Raw genomic sequence first — 15,846 nt, forward strand, 5'->3', positions numbered from 1 at the left:
CGGTCTTCCCGGTTGGACATGTTGTGGAAAATGGTGCGTGCATCATGATCTCAAATCCCTCCGCCGGTATCAGCCGGATCAGGTTCAAGGAGTTGGCAGGCGGCCTCTCAGCCCGGTCCTGGATGGCCGGGCACCCCCATGAGATGTTTGCACTGCTAACAAGGTGGCAGCGCGAATGCAAGACCCGGCCTGTACGGGGCGGCTACTCGGCAATTGACTGGCGCGGGGAGATGGGCGATGTCCTAGTCTGCTTTTGTGAATCTGTCGCCCGGCCTGTTTGGAAAACCGAATGGGCCGGTGAACGGTTCAGGTGACACGCTCACCCCCTTCAAACACCAACTGCCGGAGCATCCCATGGTACCGTTTTTCGTGATGATCAAATGCCAGTTGGGCAAGACCTATCAGGTTGCCGACGCAATCGCCGATGCGGAAATTGCGTCCGAAGTCTATTCCACCTCCGGCGATTACGATCTTCTGGTGAAATTCTATGTCGAGGATGGTTCGGACATCGGCCATTTCGTAAACGAGAAGGTCCATCCGATCGACGGCATTCAGGACACCAAAACCATCATAACCTTCAAAGCTTTCTAAGGTCAGATCCGGACAGTTTCCATGCAGCTTTTCAAATCCGCAGCCCTTTGCCTGAGCCTTGCTCTTGCCCCTCTCAGCACCACCGCATCCGCGCAAGGCATGCCGCCGGAGCAGATCAAGCAGATCCTGGATCTGACCAAGGCCAACTGGGTGTCTTTCCGAGACTGGCAGGGCCAGGAGCTGATCTATTTCACCCACCTGGAATCCTGGAAGTGCGGCATCGATTATGTCTTCTACGGACTGAACGACGACCCGATTGACCAGGAATGGCAGCTGGATGCCTGCGACCCCGACAACCCGAATGTCGTGCTCAAAGACAAGCCTTACCTGGAACTTCCCGCCGGTTCGGCCCAGTCGATCAACGTGCAGCTCATCTTCAAGGACGGCACCAAGAGCGCTGTTGAGCGGTTCGAGTACAAGCCGCAGTAAAGTCTACTGCGCGCGCCCCTCACCTCCGTCATTCCGGACAAGTGAGGCAAAGCCGAACGCCGATCCGGAATCCAGACATATTTCGCGCTTTATGCGCGGCAATATCTCAAAGAAAGAAGCGTTTGCTTCGCTCACACTGAAGTGCTGGATTCCGGATCGGCACGCAGCATCGCTGCGCATGTCCGGAATGACTGAGGAAAGGCGGCGTCGCCTGCCTTCTTGTCTCTCCCCCCCCTACGAACGCGAAGGCGAAGAGGCCCGGCGGGCTTTCGTCCGGTCCAGACCGAGCTTGTGTTCGCGATAGATGACGAAGATACCGGCGGCAATCACGATCAGAGCCCCCAGCACGACGGCAGGCAGCGGTGTTTCGTTGAACACCACCCAGCCGACAATGATCGCCCACAGCATGTTGACGTAGTCGAACGGGGCGATGGTGGAGGCATCCGCAAACCGGTAGCTCTGCGTGAGCAGGATCTGGCCGACACCGCCTGCCAGACCGATCAGCAGAAGCAGACCGGCCGTGGGCAGGTCCGGCACGATCCAGGCCTGCCCCGGCAGCAGAAATCCGAGCGGCAGGGTGAGCAGAGACAAAATGGAAGACATGCCTGCGAACCAGGTAACGATGGTCGACGTGCGTTCCGTCTCGCACAATTTGCGCACGGTAATCATGGCAAGCGCCGCGAAGCCCGCGCCGGTAAGTCCGATCAGGGCACCGATCATCGAATCGTTGTCCAGCCCTGCATCCCCCAGATGCGGCGACAGCACCACCAGAATGCCGACAAAACCGACACAAACTGCGCTCCAGCGGTAGACCCGAACCTTTTCGCCAAGGAGAAAGAACGCCAGCACCACCACGAAAAGCGGCGAGGCGAAGCCGATGGCCGTCGCATCCGGCAGGGGCAGCAGGGAAAGTGCGGTGAAGCCGCAGACCATCGCCGTCAGCCCGACGGACGCCCGGGTCAGATGCCCCAGCGGATTGGCCGTTCTGAAGGCGAGCCCCAGCTCCCGGCGCATGGCCACCATGATCAGCACCGGAAACAGCCCGAAGAAATTGCGCGCGAACACAAGTTCACCGATCGGCACCTGTTCGGCAGCGATCTTGAGCGCCGTTGCCATGACGAAAAACACCATGGTGGACGCAACTTTCAGGGTTATTCCGATAAGGGGGGCCTGCCGGGTCATCCCGGTGGGCGCCGGAGGTCCGGATAAACGGGACTTCTGGCTCAAGAACGCCATGACAACTTCCAGGCCCGGCTTTTCAAAGATAAATCCCACGGTGTACCGGTCCAAAAACCGTGGGAAGAACCAGTGCGACTGGCCCTTCGAGTGCAGCAGATCAAGAATTGTCCCGCGTACAGGGTGTGCGTAGGCGGGAAGGAGGTGAAGGGCCAACAGTATTTGAGCAAACGAGGCTTACGGCAAGCCCACTTGCAGGAAAATTGCCGCACGCTCAAAAGACCGGCGGCAATTCTTCACGTGTGAACGCTCCGTCCGCAGGCCTCAGCCTCAAAGCCGGGATTCTTTTTCCGCCACTAACCTTGCAAGTTCTTCCGGCGACATTCTCTCGTGCTCGGCAATCGAGACCTCAAAACCCTTCAGACGTTTGTAGATGGACAGAAGCTCGATGATCGTCGTCCAGGAATTGACCAAGTACTGGAACGAATTCGACACCTGGCCGAAGGCGGTCAGGATCTGTTGCAGGATGCCGTAGGTGATCGCGCCGGAGACAATGGTGGGTACAAGAATGAAATAGGTGAACAGGTTATCCGCCTGAAGATAGATGCCTCTGGCCAGATTGAAGTAGAGGTAGTGGCGGTATAGCCGGAAATAGTTCTTGCGAACGTTGGCAAACAGTTCCGTCAGCGTGATCGGCTGCGCCCTGTGCTCGTAGTCCTCTCCGTAGACCAGCTCCTTACGATAGGCCGCCTCGACGCGTTGGTTGTGAAACTCAAGCCCTGGCAGCTTGATACCGACAAGCGCCAGCAGACCCGTGCCGAACAGCGACCACAAGATCGCCGCCGTGAACAACGGAGCCGGAATGGCTCCGACGATCGGCAGCTCGGAGACATAACTCGACAGCGACAGCAACACGGGCAGGAAGGCGATCAACGTCATGACGGAGTCGATCATTGCGACCCCAAGCCCTTCCATGATCGCGGCAAAACGCATCGTATCTTCCTGGATACGCTGCGAGGCACCTTCGATGTGGCGAACCTTCGACCACTTTTCGACATAGTAATCGTTCATCGCCGTACGCCATCGGAAGACGTAGTGGCTCACGAAAAACCGGGTAAAGACATATAACACGACCTGAAACGCCACGATTTGCACGAACACAATCATGAGCGAATAGAAGTCCCAGGCCGTAACGCCTTTGTCGCCTGGCAACGCGTTCTGCAGCGTATCGCCGAACGGTCTGCGCCAGTTGTTGATGGCGACCGAAACCTGCACCGAATAATAGGTCGAGAAGATGATCGCGGACGATCCCCAGACGGACCAGATCTGCCAGCGATGGTTTCTGGCGAACATCCACCAGAAGCCGCCGAAGAGGACCGTGCAGATGAAATAATAGCAGTAAAACCAGATGAATTCTGGCGAAACGAAAAACCCTGGCCCAACAATTTCCTTGGGATCGGTTTCGGAAACGCCGAAGCCGAGCGGACCACTCAACTCATCTGCGAAACCGTACCAGAAAGCGACGGTCACAATGGTCCACAGCAAAGCCGAGGTAAAAAACAGCTTCGGTCTTGGAAAGAAGGATTGAAACACAGGCGACAGTCCTGTTCTTGGGGATCTACGATTCTCGCGCACCGATGAACAGCAAGATTGCGGCAAGAACCGGATTATTCATACGGTTATTTAAAAGAAACCACAGACACAATCACGAGACCCCGGCTTTACCGGCGTCAACTTCCACCCGGAAAGAATAAAGGCGCCTGGAAAGGGCGCCTTTTTCAGTCTTCGTTACTTTGCTGCCTGGATGGCTTCCCACACCCGCAACGGCGTTGCCGGCATGTCGACTATCTCGCTGACCCCTGCTCCATCCTTCAGGGCCTTCTGCACGGCATTCATGATCGACGCGCAGCCACCGATGGTACCGGCCTCGCCCGCGCCCTTGATGCCCATGGCATTGGTGGTCGAGGGAACGTTGCGGGTTTCGAAGTGAATGTCCGGCAGGTCGGCCGCGCGGATCATGCGGTAATCGAGCAGCGACGCCGTCAGAAGCTGTCCGTCTTCATCGTAGATCGTCTGCTCGCACAAGGCCTGGCTGAGTGCGGAGGCTGCTCCGCCGTGAACCTGACCGGCCAGAAGAAGCGGGTTCACCGTGACACCGAAATCATCGACGATCACATAGTTGACGATGGCAACGTCTCCCGTGTCCGGATCGATTTCCACTTCACACACATGGGTGCCGTTCGGATAGGTCGCTTCGGCCTGTTTGACCTCTTGGCGGGCCGTCAGCGTTTCGCCCGCGCCTGCCGCAATCTCCGCCAGCGTCACCTGCTGGTCGGTTCCGACCACACGAACCATGCCCCCGTCGAGTTCAAGATCTTCGATCCCGGCTTCCAGCCGGTCGGCAGCGAGTTCCTTCACCTTCTTCACCAGCGCAATGCCAGCATCGCGAACGGACGGCAGGCCGATGGGAATGGACCGGGACCCGCCCGTGCCGCCGCCCTTGCGCACCCGGTCGGTATCCCCCTGGATGACGGTGATGTCCTCGATGGTAATGCCGAACTGCTCAGCGATCACCTGGCTGTAGGCCGTCGCATGGCCCTGGCCGTTGGTCTGCGTGCCGATCAAAAGCGTCAGCGTGCCCTTGTCGTTGAGCTCCAGCGTGGCTTCCTCGCTGCCGGGGAAGGCGCACGCCTCGATATAGGAACAGATGCCGATCCCGCGATACTTGCCGTTCTTCGCGCTGTCGTCCTGCCGGGCCTTGAAGCCGTCCCAATCGGCAACTTCGAGAGCCTTCTGAAGGTGCCCGGAAAACTCGCCGGTGTCATACATGCGCCCTGTCTGGGTCGTGTAGGGCAGTTGCTCGGGCTTGATGAAGTTGCGTTTGCGGATTTCAACGGAGCCGAGGCCGGTTTCCTCACCCGCCTTCTCGATCAACCGTTCGATCAGATAGGCAGCTTCCGGGCGGCCGGCGCCGCGGAAGGCGTCGGTCGGCACAGTGTGCATGTAGACACCCTCGACCTTCGCGAAGACGGCCGGGATATCGTACAGGCCGGAGGTCATGGACGTTCCGACAAAAGGAATGAACGGGCCGAACTGATGCAGGTAGGCGCCCATGGCGGCCTTGACGTGCACCTTCAGACCCAGGATCCGACCGTCGGCATCCAGCGCCAGTTCCGCGTGGGAGACGTTGTCGCGGCCATGCGCATCGGTGACGAAGTGGTCCATGCGCTCCCCCGTCCAGCGCACCGGCCGGCCGAGTTCACGGGCCGCGATCATGCTCAGCGGATATTCGCGGTAGCAGAACATCTTGGTGCCGAAGCCGCCGCCCACTTCCGGCGTGATCACCTGCAGTTTTTCAGTCTCGAGATCCAGAATGCCGCAGATAATGTCGCGCAGTCCATGACCGCCCTGGGTTCCGACGGTCAGCTTGAAGCGCTCGCTTGCCGCATCGAATTCGGCAACGCAGCCGCGCAGCTCCATGTAGTTGGCGACGATCCGGTTGTTGACCACATCGATGGAGACGACCTTGTCTGCCTTGTCAAAGGCGGCATCGGTCTTGGCCTGATCGCCCTGCCCATAGGTAAAGGCGACATTGGTGCCGAATTCCGGCCAGACCTTCACGGCATCGGGAGCCAGAGCGGCTTCAATCCCGACCACCACTTCCAGCGGATCATAATCGATTTCCAGCATCTCGGCGGCATTTTTGGCCGCATTGACATCGTCAGCCACGATGAAGGCAATGGCATCGCCCACGTAACGCACTTCATCGGAACACAGCACCGGCTGGTCGGGCGCTTTGAAACTGGAGCCGTCGATCTGTTTCGGACGAGCCTGACAAGGCATCTTCCGGCCTTCGAGTTCAGTGCCGGTCAGCACCAGACGGACACCCTCCATCTCGCGAATCTCGTCCACATTCCCAAGGCTGATGCGCGCATGCGCCATGGCGGAGCGAACGACGACACCATGCAGGCACCCCTCCGGCATGTAATCGCCCGTATAGATGCCCTTGCCCGTAATGAGCGGCTCATCTTCCTTGCGGCGCAATGGGGCACCAACACCGAATTTCGGAGTGACCATCTGGTTCATGAATCTGGACCTGCTTTTTTTGGGAAGACTTTCCCTTGGGAAACATCCACGCGCCGGGAGCGCCGGTTTCCACCAACATAATGCCCGAAAGCCGACGTGGCCAGAGCTTTGGGCAACTCAGTTTCGTAGAAGTGTTTTTCCAGCCGAGCGACTGGTGCCGAGACGGGTTGCTCTACACCCGGTCCTCGCGGCTCAAGCGGGCGGGCCACAAGAGCATCCTTACCTTGAAAAGACGCAAATCATTGTCTCGCTGGATGGCGCGAATTCGGCACCTGCGGCCCATCCTTATCTGTTGAGATTTGATTAGATTGGTCTTGGGAGGGCCGGTTGCTGCCCTCCCAAGTGGGCCGGAGACCGTACCATCCTGGGTACTCGGCAAGTCCGTTCGAAGCCAGGTTCCCGGTCCACTTTCCAACTTATCCCGAATGGTTGCTCGCGCAAGAGTGCGTAGATAAGGCAGGGACAGATGGACGAGACCAAGCACTTTGTCGGAATTGACGTGTCGAAGGCAGCGCTGGATGTGCATGTTCTGCCAGTCGGCAAAAGCCAGCGGTTTCCCAATGATGGTGACGGCCATGCGGCTCTTGAGGGATGGTTGTCATCCCATCCAGTCGAGCGCGTGGTCCTTGAGGCGACGGGTGGCTATGAACGCAAGGCGGTGCAGGCGCTGCAGCAGCAGGGATACCATGTTTGTGTGGTCAATCCGGCCCGCCCCCGGGACTTTGCCAAGGCCGGTAGTCGGTTGGCCAAGACCGACCGGCTGGATGCAGCCGTTCTGGCCCACTATGCGCAGGTGTTTGATCCGCCGTCGGCTCCTCGTCCGGGCGACGTCGAGGCGAAGCTTGCGCGCTATGCCTCTGCTCGGGACAGCTTTGTTGCCGAGAAGACCCGGCTGCGCAATCAGCTCGGCCTCAATGACGATGCTGATCTGGAGCGCATGCACCGGGATATACTGGAGACGATAGAGGCCAAGCTTGCGGAATTGGACCGCATGATCCAGAGCTGCATTCGCGAAAAGGCCGAGTTGAGCCAGCGCTATGACCAGCTCAGGGCCGTTCCGGGCATCGGGCCGGTCGCCGCCGTCAGCCTCCTGGCGTTCCTGCCCGAACTGGGGCAGGTCTCGCGGCGGGCCATTGCTGCCCTGGTTGGCGTCGCGCCCTTCGCCAGAGACAGTGGCATGATGCGGGGGCAACGCAGGATCGCCGGCGGCAGGGCCAAGGTGCGCAAGATGCTGTTCATGGCAAGCCTGTCAGCGGCACGCCACAACCCCATCATCAAAACCTTCTACGAACGCCTCATCAAAGGTGGAACAGGCAAGAAACAGGCAATCATCGCCTGCTCCAGGAAACTCCTGACCATCCTCAACGCAATGGTCAGGGACAATAAGGAATGGCAGCCGATGAGCACCTAAAAACATGGTTGCTTCGAGACGGGCCTTTGGCCCTCCTCAGGATGAGGCGGTGGTTTGAGGAGACGTCGTCGGGTCAGGAAAGAGACATTCACCGAGCACCTCGAAGGCGCTCGTTGGAACAAGTACGGAGCGGTTGGCACCCTTCCCCTCAACCTCATCCTGAGGAGAACCGACAGGTTCGTCTCGAAGGACGGGCGGCAAACTCGGCGCATTTGGCCCATCCTTCAAGACAGCGCTAACGCGTTTCCTCAGGATGAGGCAGTGGTTAGAGAAGCCGCGGTTCGTCCGGAGAAACCCTGAACCCGAGCGCCTCTAGATAATCTCATCCTCGTCGAACAGCGGATCGGCTTCCAGTTGGGAAGCGAGGCTGTCGAGGGTGGTTTCCGCATCATAGCGTTCGTTGAACTCGGCGATGTGAAACAGCCCGTCCCCTTCGTTGACCACCGGCAGATTGGTTCTGCCGACGATCAGCCCGCCCTGCTCGGCCAGGACGTTCCGTTCCTTTTCGCCGAACGGATCCGACGTGATACCCAGTAGCATACCCGGTTCGACAACATCGCCGACCGATTTGAACGGCCGCAGCAGGCCGCCCGCGGGTGCGCGGACCCAGTAGCTCGACTTGCTGAGGATCGAACGTGCTTTCGGCCGCGTGATGCCTTTGGCGCCCAGCATCTTCAACGCGCGCATCACCCGCAAGACGCCGGACACCCCGGCCCGGATCGCCATTTCATCGAAGCGAAGGCCCTCGCCCGCCTCGAACACCAGCACATCCGTCCCCTTCAAATGGCCTGCCTGGCGCAAGGACCCGTCGCGGACTTTCGAGGTCAGGATGACCGGTGCGCCGAAGGCTTTCGCCAGCGCCAGCGTATCGGCCCTGGACGGCGACACGCGGATCTGCGGCAGGTTGGTCCGGTGAATGGCGGCCGAATGCAGGTCGATGCCATAGTCCGAGCGGTTGACGATTTCGCTCATGAACAGATACGCCAGCCGCCCGGCAAGCGAACCGCGCAGGCTGCCCGGGAACGAGCGGTTGAGGTCGCGCCGGTCAGGCAGGTAACGCGAATGGTTCAGAAAGCCGAACGCGTTGACGATCGGAATGACCATCAGCGTGCCCTTGAGCTTGTCGAGCTCCTGGATTTCAAGCTGCGGCGCCTTCAGGACCCGGCGGGCGATCTCCACGCCGATGACCTCATCGCCGTGAACCGCCGCACTTACGAACATCACCGGCCCCGGCTTGCTTCCGTGGAGGACATGCACGGACATCGTCACGGGCGTGTGGTCCGACAGCACGCTGACCGGAAGGTCGACCGTGCGTCGGGTTCCCGGGGCGATCTTGTGCTCGCCGATCTCGAAGGCTTTTACTTTTGTGCTCAACCGCGTCCCTTGGTCTTGGTTTTGCCAACCTGGGCATTCTTGGCGATAAAGTCGATGATCTTGCCGGCAACATCAATGCCTGTCGCCTTTTCCACACCCTCCAGACCGGGCGAGGAGTTGACCTCCATCACCACCGGACCATGGTTGGACCGCAGCATGTCGACACCGCAGACGTTCAGCCCCATGGTCTTTGCCGCGCGAATGGCGGTCGAACGTTCCTCGGGCGAAATCTTGATGGCCGCCGCACTGCCGCCGCGGTGCAGGTTGGAACGGAATTCGCCCTCGGCGCCCGTCCGCTTCATGGCGGCAATCACCTTGCCGCCAACCACAAGAGCGCGGATGTCGGTGCCGCCCGCTTCCTTGATGAACTCCTGCACAAGGATGTTCACGTTGGCTCCGCGAAACGCTTCGATGACCGACTTGGCAGACCGCTCCGTATCGGCCAGAACCACACCGATGCCCTGTGTGCCTTCCAGAAGCTTGATCACCACTGGCGCGCCACCCGCTGTCGCCAGCACTTCCTCGGTCATCTTCGGATCATGGGCAAAGGTCGTCACCGGCAGGCCGATCCCGTCACGGGCGAGCAACTGCATGGATCGCAGCTTGTCGCGCGACCGGCCGATGGCAACGGATTCATTCAGCGGATAAACACCCATCATCTCGAACTGGCGCAGAACCGCCAGGCCGTAGAAAGTGACAGACGCACCGATCCTCGGGATAACCGCATCGAAGCCGGTCAGCTTGCTGCCGTTGTAATAGATTTCCGGCCGCCGCGAGGCGATGTTCATGTAGCAGCGCAGTGTATTGATGATTTCCAGCTCGTGACCGCGCTCTTCGGCAGCGTCCTTCAGGCGCTTGTGCGAATAGAGCTCGGGATTCCGCGCCATCATAGCAATCTTCATTGGTTCAAGTCCCTCGGTCTCAGCCTCGTTCCAGCCGGTGTTGCGACACCGAATTTTCAGTGATTGTTGTTTGCCACGTAAACGCGTGGCTCAGTGTTTTGTTGCCAGGGCGGGCTTTCCCGCCAGAAATGACCGGCCCGCATGCACCAGCACGTTGTGCCGCCGGATCGCTGTCCGGCCGAGGATCATGTCGAACCCCATGTTCGACCTGTCCGCCAGAGACACATCCACATGCCAGTGATGTTTTCCAAGGTGAAGTAACGTCCGGATGACAATGCGTCGCTCGGGAACACCACTCGTGTTCTTGATGTTGCGCTCGTCTAGGACAGGAACCTCCGCACGGAAGTCGCTGTGATGACGCGAAGCAGGCACCCGGAAGCGTACCCAGGTCCGGCCGTCGCGTTCGAACACTTCCTGCTCTTCGGCATGGAGTGCAGATGTGCGGGCACCGGTATCGATCTTGGCACGCATATCGAAGACGCCCAGTTCGGGAAGGCTCACGATTTCACGCCAGCCGATGATATCGGCAGTGGCCAGGGGACGCCCCTTCTTAGCCATTGTCATTCAAAAAAACCCTGGGACCCCTTGCCGGGGCCTTTCCCAAACGACCTTGTTCATCGAGCATTGCATGGCCCGCCGGAGAGCGCAACTCAGGTTGCGGTCCGGCCTGGAAACAAGATTCCGGACGCAGCTCATCATCATGATTCACGCCGGCACGCAAGCGAATTTGCATGTGCTGAAAAAGAACTCCGCAAAGGCGTCGCGTCAGGTCGTCTTCTATTCTTTGTAGGGGTTCTTCGGACTCCGGTCGTCCGACAGGCTGCGCCTCGTCTCGCGCGTCAACTGCTCGATGGCATCGGCAAGGTGAACTTCCTGGATATTGTAGTCGCCGCGCGCCACGCGGATCTTGTGCGCCTCCAGCATGACCTCGCCCATCGCGACGCCTTCCGGCGGCACGAAGCGATAGCTGGCCAGTTCGATCAGCAGCCCGAGCGGGTCCCGGAAATAGATGGAATCCATGAAGCCGCGATCCTTCGGACCGCTGTGCGATATACCACGCGCATCAAGCCGCTCGGCGATCTGCCGGAAGGTCGCCTGCGACACGGCCAGCGCCAGATGATGGACACACCCCATGGTCTGCGGGGCCGGTTCCGGGTCCGGCTTTCGGTCTTCGCTGGTGAAGATCGTGATGAGGCGGCCATCGCCCGGATCGAAATAAAGGTGGCTCTGGTCGGCAGCGTCCAGATTGGGCTGTTCGAACACGAACGGCATTCCCAGGAGACCTTCCCAGAAATCGATGGACGTCTGCCTGTCTGCGCCCACAAGAGTGATGTGATGCACGCCCTGTGTCTGGATTTTTTCCATGAATTTCCTCCCGGTTCGGCGCAGTTTAATGGGCATCTGCGTGCAAAGGCAAACAGCCACCCTCTTTCCTTCTGCACGAAAAACGCTAAGCTTGTTTCAACTGCAACAAATAGCCTTATCCGAGTCTTGCCCGTGCCCCGGCCCCGAAGCGCCGCCGCATCCGCATGCCCTTCGGCAAGGATTCACGATGGACATGCCCACTCAAAAGCCGGAGCCTTCCGAGGCAACCGGCAACCGTCTTCAACGCAAGGTGACACGCCTGACGGAGAACCTCCCGTCAAACACTATCGGCGCACTCTGGATCCTTCTGGCCGCATTTCTGTTCTCGATCATGGTCACCCTCATCAAGCTGCTGGGCAAGGACCTGACGGTGTTCCAGATCCTGGTGATCCGCCAGGCCGTCATGCTGGCGATCGTTGCTCCTAAGATCCTCAGCGGCCTGCCGACCTCCCTGGTGACGAAGCGTCCCGGGCTGCAAATCACCCGTATCGTGTTCGCCACCACAGCCATGCTCTGCGGCTTCACGGCGGTCATCGAACTGCCTCTGGCCGATGCCACGGCCATCAGCTTCTCCAAGACATTCTTCCTGACGATCTTCGCCATCTGGTTTCTGGGTGAAACGGTCGGGGTGCACCGATGGGGCGCGACAATCGTCGGGTTTCTGGGGGTTGTGATGATGCTGCGCCCGCAAGGCGACGGGCTGGTCGACCCCTATGCGCTGCTCGCCATTGCAGGGGCGGCCTGCGCCGGCATGGTCATGATCGTCGTCCGTCTGCTGACGCGCACGGATCCCCCAGTCACCATCCTGACCTACCAGGCCTTCGGGGTCGGGCTGATCATGGTTATTCCAGCCGTGATGACGTGGCAGACCCCGACGCTGGAACAATGGGGGCTACTGATCTGTATCGGCATCATCTCCTGGGCCGCCCAGATGGCCAATATCCGAGCGTTTCGTGCAGGCGAAGCCACGGCCATCGCCTCCCTCGACTACACCCGGCTTCTCTACGCCACCATTTTCGGCGCTCTTGTGTTCCACCAGTGGCCCCGTGTGGAAACGCTGGCCGGGGCCGCCGTCATCATCGCCGCCTCGATCTACACGGTCCGCCGCGAGGCCAAACGCGGCCAGAAACTGGCCAGGGCCTCGGACGGACGCGGGTACAATAGCTGAAGGATCAGGCGACAAGTTAGCCTGCCGGCTCAGGCAAGCACGTGCCAGAAATCCAGATCGACGCTGTCAGGGTCAAACAGGTTCAAAAGCGGCGCGCAGGCCGCGTTCGAGACATAGCCTGCGCAGATCTCCCGGGCAGCGCCTTCCGTCTCGACAAGGCAGATCTCAGAATAGGTATCGTCCCCTGCCCGCGCCATCAGATGTGCCCGGACCTCCGGCAAGGCGGCAAGATACTCCTGCTCGATCCGTCTGGAAGCGGCCATCAGCGCCTCTTCAGAAAAGCTGCCATCCCTACTGGGACGAAACGTACCGAATTCGATTGCCGAAAATCCCTCTGGCACCGCGTCGAGGTCAAGCATCAGCCGGTTGAGGCACAGGCGGATGCTGCCGGGCTCCAGCAGTTCCATGAAAGCTCTGGAGCTTGCCGCCTGCATATGCGCCTCGGACATGGCTGCGAAACTGGCTTCGTCTCTTGCCAGAATTGCATCAGCATAGTCCCCTGTTGCATTGCCCAGAAAGCAGTGGAAGGCGATGCCCGGCTGGTTGCTCAGGAATTCCTTCTGCCACAGGCGGGCGGCAGCTATCAGCTCGGGCAGGCCGACGCCTGGTTTTGCTTCGTAACGGGCAAAGCCCATCACCTTCATCGGTCCCAGATCTTTTCGCAGCATGAGATGTCCTTTCGTGTTTCAGCTGCCCGCTCTATAGAAGGGACCAGAGACAGTTTCTGTCAGGGGGATATGGTCAAGATCTCTCCAAAGCGCCTTGTTGCAAGCGCCTTCAGAAACCGGCCGGAGACCAACTGCCCATGCGAACCATCAGGCTGTTTTCCATTCTGGATGCCCTGCGCAGCCGCAGGAGCGCGGTTCCGGCTGCGATGCTGGCCGACATGCTCGGCGTGACGGAACGCACGATCTATCGGGACATGGCCACATTGAAGGCCATGGGGGCTCCCATTCGCGGCGAAGGCGGGGTCGGCTACATTCTTGAACGCGGCTATTTCCTGCCACCGATGCAGTTCGATCCGAACGAGCTGGACGTCATCCTGCTTGGCATTCGCATGGTGAAGGCACGCGGTGATGCTGTCATGAGGGAAACGGCCGAACGGGTACTCGGCAAGCTCGGTGCGGTTCTTTCCGAGGGCGAGCGCTCGCTGAACCGTCCGCTGCTTGCCGTCGGCAAGGCTTCCTCTGCACTCGGTCAGGACGCCCTGTCACCGCTGCGCGATGCCATTCGCAAACGGCGCAAGGTGCAGCTGAGCTATGCCGACATGCAGGAGCGAGTCAGTGATCGCCTCACCCGCCCGCTGGGACTGACCGCCTTCGAAAGTGTCTGGGTGTTGACAGCCTGGTGCGAAATGCGCGGCGGCTTCCGCAATTTCCGTCTGGACCGCATCAGGAGCTACAAGGTGACAGAAACACGGTTTCCGATGGAACCTGGCAAGGAATTTCAGGACTATCTGAAGACGTTGTGAGGCAGACCCAGGCAAGCCACACGGACCTCGACTGGCGGAAGCGCCTTTTTTCAGAGCGCTTCCGGTGTTGTCAGGCAGCAAACGCTCAGGCGCTCTTGGCTTCCGCCTCAGCCCGTTTCCGGGCTTCCTCCTCGACCAGTTCCTTTTTCGACAATTTACCGACCATGGTTTTCGGCAGCTCGTCGCGGAACTCGAAGTCGCGAGGCAATTCGATGGCCGACAAATGGTCCTTCAGGAAGGTCTTCATGTCGTCGGCCGTCAGCGAGTGGCCTTCCTTCAGCTTGATGAAGGCTTTCGGGCTCTGCCCGCGATAGGCATCCGGCACGGCAATGACGATGGTCTCATCGACCGCCTCGTGCTGATAGATCGCTTCCTCGATGACGCGCGGATAGACATTGTAGCCTGAACACAGGATCAGATCCTTGATCCGGTCGACCAGATAGATGAAGCCGCCGTCGTCCAGATAGCCAACGTCGCCGGTATGCAGATAGCCGTCCCGGGTAATGGTTTCCGCGGTCGCGTCGTCCCGCTTCCAGTACCCCTTCATCACCTGGGGACCGTGTAGCAGCAACTCGCCTTTTTCCCCGGCCGGAACCTCGGTCTCGCGGTCTTCGATACTGACGAACCGGGCACTTGTTCCCGGCACCAGCCGGCCGATGGAGCCCGCCCGGCGGCTGTCATCCAGCGGATTGACCGCGGCAACGGGTGACGTTTCCGTCAGACCGTAGCCTTCCACAAGAATACAGCCGGTGATCTTTTCGAAGCTTTCCTTGACCTCAACCGGTAAGGGCGCCCCACCCGACAGGCAGATCCGTATGCTGGTCAGGTCGTAATTGGCAGTCATGGGTGAATTGTTGATGGCCGTATAGATCGTCGGCACACCCGGAAACAGGGTCACCTTCTTGCGCTTGACCGCATCCAGCAGGGACTTCAGGTCAAAGCGCGGCTGCAACACCATTTCCGCGCCCAGGATGATCGACAGGTTTTGCGCCACCGTCATCGCGAAAACGTGGAAGAACGGCAGCACGCACAGCATCTTTTCTTCGCCCGGCCGCGCCTTTTCGAAGACGCAGCGCATCTGCTCGATGTTGGCGGACAGGTTCCGATGCGTCAGCATGGCGCCCTTGGGAACGCCGGTGGTGCCACCCGTATACTGCAGCACGGCGACATCGTTGGTCGGGTCTATTTTGACCGGCTTCGGCTGGTCGCCCTTCTTCTGCAGGTCCTCGAAGCGGACATGCGCATCGTCACGGGGAATGTCGGCCAGTTCCTTGCGCTTGAACAGGCTGAACAGCACTTTCTTGATCGTCGGCAGACACCAGGCCATCGGGCAGACGATGATCTTGTCGAGCACGCGTTCCTTACGCACCTCCTCGACCTTGTCGTAGATCACCTTCAGATCCATGGTCACCATGATGCGCACATCCGCATCACGCGCCTGAAACGACAATTCGCGCTCCACATAAAGCGGATTGAAGTTGGCGACCGTGCCGCCGATCTTCAGAACCGCGAAGTAGAAGATGGTGTAATAGGGCGTGTTGGGCAGACAGAGGCCGACATGAACACCCGGGCCAACGCCCATTGCCTGCAGTCCGGCGGCCGTTCTGTCGACGAGTGCACCGATTTCGGCATAGCTCCACGTCTTGCCCATGAAATCACAGGCCGGACGGGCGCCATATTGCGCAACGGTCGTCTCGAGATACTCGTGTACTGGACGAGGCTTAAACGCCGCGTTCCACTCCTCCGCAGTCGTCATTACGTTCTCCAACGCGTTTTGTCGCTTCACTGCGCGGACGGGCCTTCATCCTGAAATTTCGCGATCGGGATACCATCCAGGGCGCGAAAAGGTCCTCCTCCAGGGCCCGGCCACCAA

At 59.7% G+C, this 15,846-nt stretch carries 14 protein-coding genes and 1 riboswitch; of the genes, 5 read left to right on the forward strand and 9 right to left on the reverse strand.

What is annotated here, in order from left to right; genetic code table 11:
- Window positions 1–37: 37 nt before the first annotated feature.
- Window positions 38–148, reverse strand: a riboswitch (TPP riboswitch).
- A 206-nt stretch (window positions 149–354) separates the two neighbouring features.
- Complete coding sequence (locus SIAM614_RS05635; RefSeq protein ID WP_040439407.1) at window positions 355–591, forward strand: Lrp/AsnC ligand binding domain-containing protein; 237 nt, start codon at window positions 355–357, stop codon at window positions 589–591.
- A gap of 21 nt (window positions 592–612) precedes the next feature.
- Window positions 613–1,020, forward strand: a complete 408-nt coding sequence (locus SIAM614_RS05640; protein WP_006932759.1) for a hypothetical protein — start codon at window positions 613–615, stop codon at window positions 1,018–1,020.
- Between the two features lie 234 nt (window positions 1,021–1,254).
- Here SIAM614_RS05640 and SIAM614_RS05645 read toward each other — a convergent pair whose 3' ends face one another.
- From SIAM614_RS05645 to SIAM614_RS05655, 3 genes are all read right to left on the reverse strand, one after another.
- Window positions 1,255–2,295 (reverse strand): DMT family transporter, encoded by a 1,041-nt coding sequence (locus SIAM614_RS05645; protein ID WP_229597945.1) that lies wholly within the window; start codon window positions 2,293–2,295, stop codon window positions 1,255–1,257.
- Between the two features lie 231 nt (window positions 2,296–2,526).
- Window positions 2,527–3,789, reverse strand: coding sequence for a peptide antibiotic transporter SbmA (gene sbmA, locus SIAM614_RS05650; RefSeq protein WP_006932762.1), 1,263 nt, complete (start codon window positions 3,787–3,789; stop codon window positions 2,527–2,529).
- 195 nt (window positions 3,790–3,984) lie between these two features.
- Window positions 3,985–6,282, reverse strand: coding sequence for a xanthine dehydrogenase family protein molybdopterin-binding subunit (locus SIAM614_RS05655; protein ID WP_006932763.1), 2,298 nt, complete (start codon window positions 6,280–6,282; stop codon window positions 3,985–3,987).
- A 466-nt stretch (window positions 6,283–6,748) separates the two neighbouring features.
- Between SIAM614_RS05655 and SIAM614_RS05660 the strand changes: the two genes are divergently transcribed.
- Window positions 6,749–7,693 carry an IS110 family transposase gene (locus SIAM614_RS05660; protein ID WP_006932765.1) on the forward strand — a complete coding sequence of 315 codons (945 nt, stop codon included), beginning with the start codon at window positions 6,749–6,751 and terminating at the stop codon, window positions 7,691–7,693.
- 312 nt (window positions 7,694–8,005) lie between these two features.
- On the opposite strand, the gene SIAM614_RS05670 is transcribed toward SIAM614_RS05660, so the two are convergent.
- The 4 genes from SIAM614_RS05670 to SIAM614_RS05685 all read right to left on the reverse strand — a co-directional run bounded on the left by SIAM614_RS05670 (window position 8,006) and on the right by SIAM614_RS05685 (window position 11,334).
- Window positions 8,006–9,067: a succinylglutamate desuccinylase/aspartoacylase family protein gene (locus tag SIAM614_RS05670; protein WP_006932768.1), complete on the reverse strand. Its 1,062-nt coding sequence runs from the start codon at window positions 9,065–9,067 to the stop codon at window positions 8,006–8,008.
- Window positions 9,064–9,969, reverse strand: coding sequence for a 30S ribosomal protein S6--L-glutamate ligase (gene rimK, locus SIAM614_RS05675; protein ID WP_006932769.1), 906 nt, complete (start codon window positions 9,967–9,969; stop codon window positions 9,064–9,066). Before rimK ends, SIAM614_RS05670 begins: the two co-directional genes overlap by 4 nt.
- A gap of 90 nt (window positions 9,970–10,059) precedes the next feature.
- The gene (locus tag SIAM614_RS05680) at window positions 10,060–10,533 is read right to left on the reverse strand and encodes an ATP-dependent zinc protease family protein (RefSeq protein WP_157139688.1); all 474 of its coding nucleotides are present in this window, start codon (window positions 10,531–10,533) and stop codon (window positions 10,060–10,062) included.
- A gap of 213 nt (window positions 10,534–10,746) precedes the next feature.
- Window positions 10,747–11,334, reverse strand: coding sequence for a VOC family protein (locus tag SIAM614_RS05685; protein WP_006932776.1), 588 nt, complete (start codon window positions 11,332–11,334; stop codon window positions 10,747–10,749).
- A gap of 193 nt (window positions 11,335–11,527) precedes the next feature.
- On the opposite strand from SIAM614_RS05685, the gene SIAM614_RS05690 reads away from it, so the two are divergent.
- The gene (locus SIAM614_RS05690) at window positions 11,528–12,502 is read left to right on the forward strand and encodes a DMT family transporter (protein WP_208983903.1); all 975 of its coding nucleotides are present in this window, start codon (window positions 11,528–11,530) and stop codon (window positions 12,500–12,502) included.
- A gap of 29 nt (window positions 12,503–12,531) precedes the next feature.
- Here SIAM614_RS05690 and SIAM614_RS05695 read toward each other — a convergent pair whose 3' ends face one another.
- Complete coding sequence (locus SIAM614_RS05695; protein ID WP_006932780.1) at window positions 12,532–13,170, reverse strand: hypothetical protein; 639 nt, start codon at window positions 13,168–13,170, stop codon at window positions 12,532–12,534.
- A gap of 137 nt (window positions 13,171–13,307) precedes the next feature.
- On the opposite strand from SIAM614_RS05695, the gene SIAM614_RS05700 reads away from it, so the two are divergent.
- Complete coding sequence (locus tag SIAM614_RS05700; RefSeq protein WP_006932782.1) at window positions 13,308–13,973, forward strand: helix-turn-helix transcriptional regulator; 666 nt, start codon at window positions 13,308–13,310, stop codon at window positions 13,971–13,973.
- 85 nt (window positions 13,974–14,058) lie between these two features.
- On the opposite strand, the gene SIAM614_RS05705 is transcribed toward SIAM614_RS05700, so the two are convergent.
- On the reverse strand, window positions 14,059–15,729 hold the full coding sequence (locus tag SIAM614_RS05705; protein ID WP_040439327.1) for a long-chain-fatty-acid--CoA ligase: 1,671 nt from the start codon (window positions 15,727–15,729) through the stop codon (window positions 14,059–14,061).
- Window positions 15,730–15,846: the final 117 nt, after the last annotated feature.

Origin of the sequence: Roseibium aggregatum IAM 12614 (assembly GCF_000168975.1) — a bacterium.
Classification (GTDB): Bacteria; Pseudomonadota; Alphaproteobacteria; order Rhizobiales; family Stappiaceae; genus Roseibium; species Roseibium aggregatum.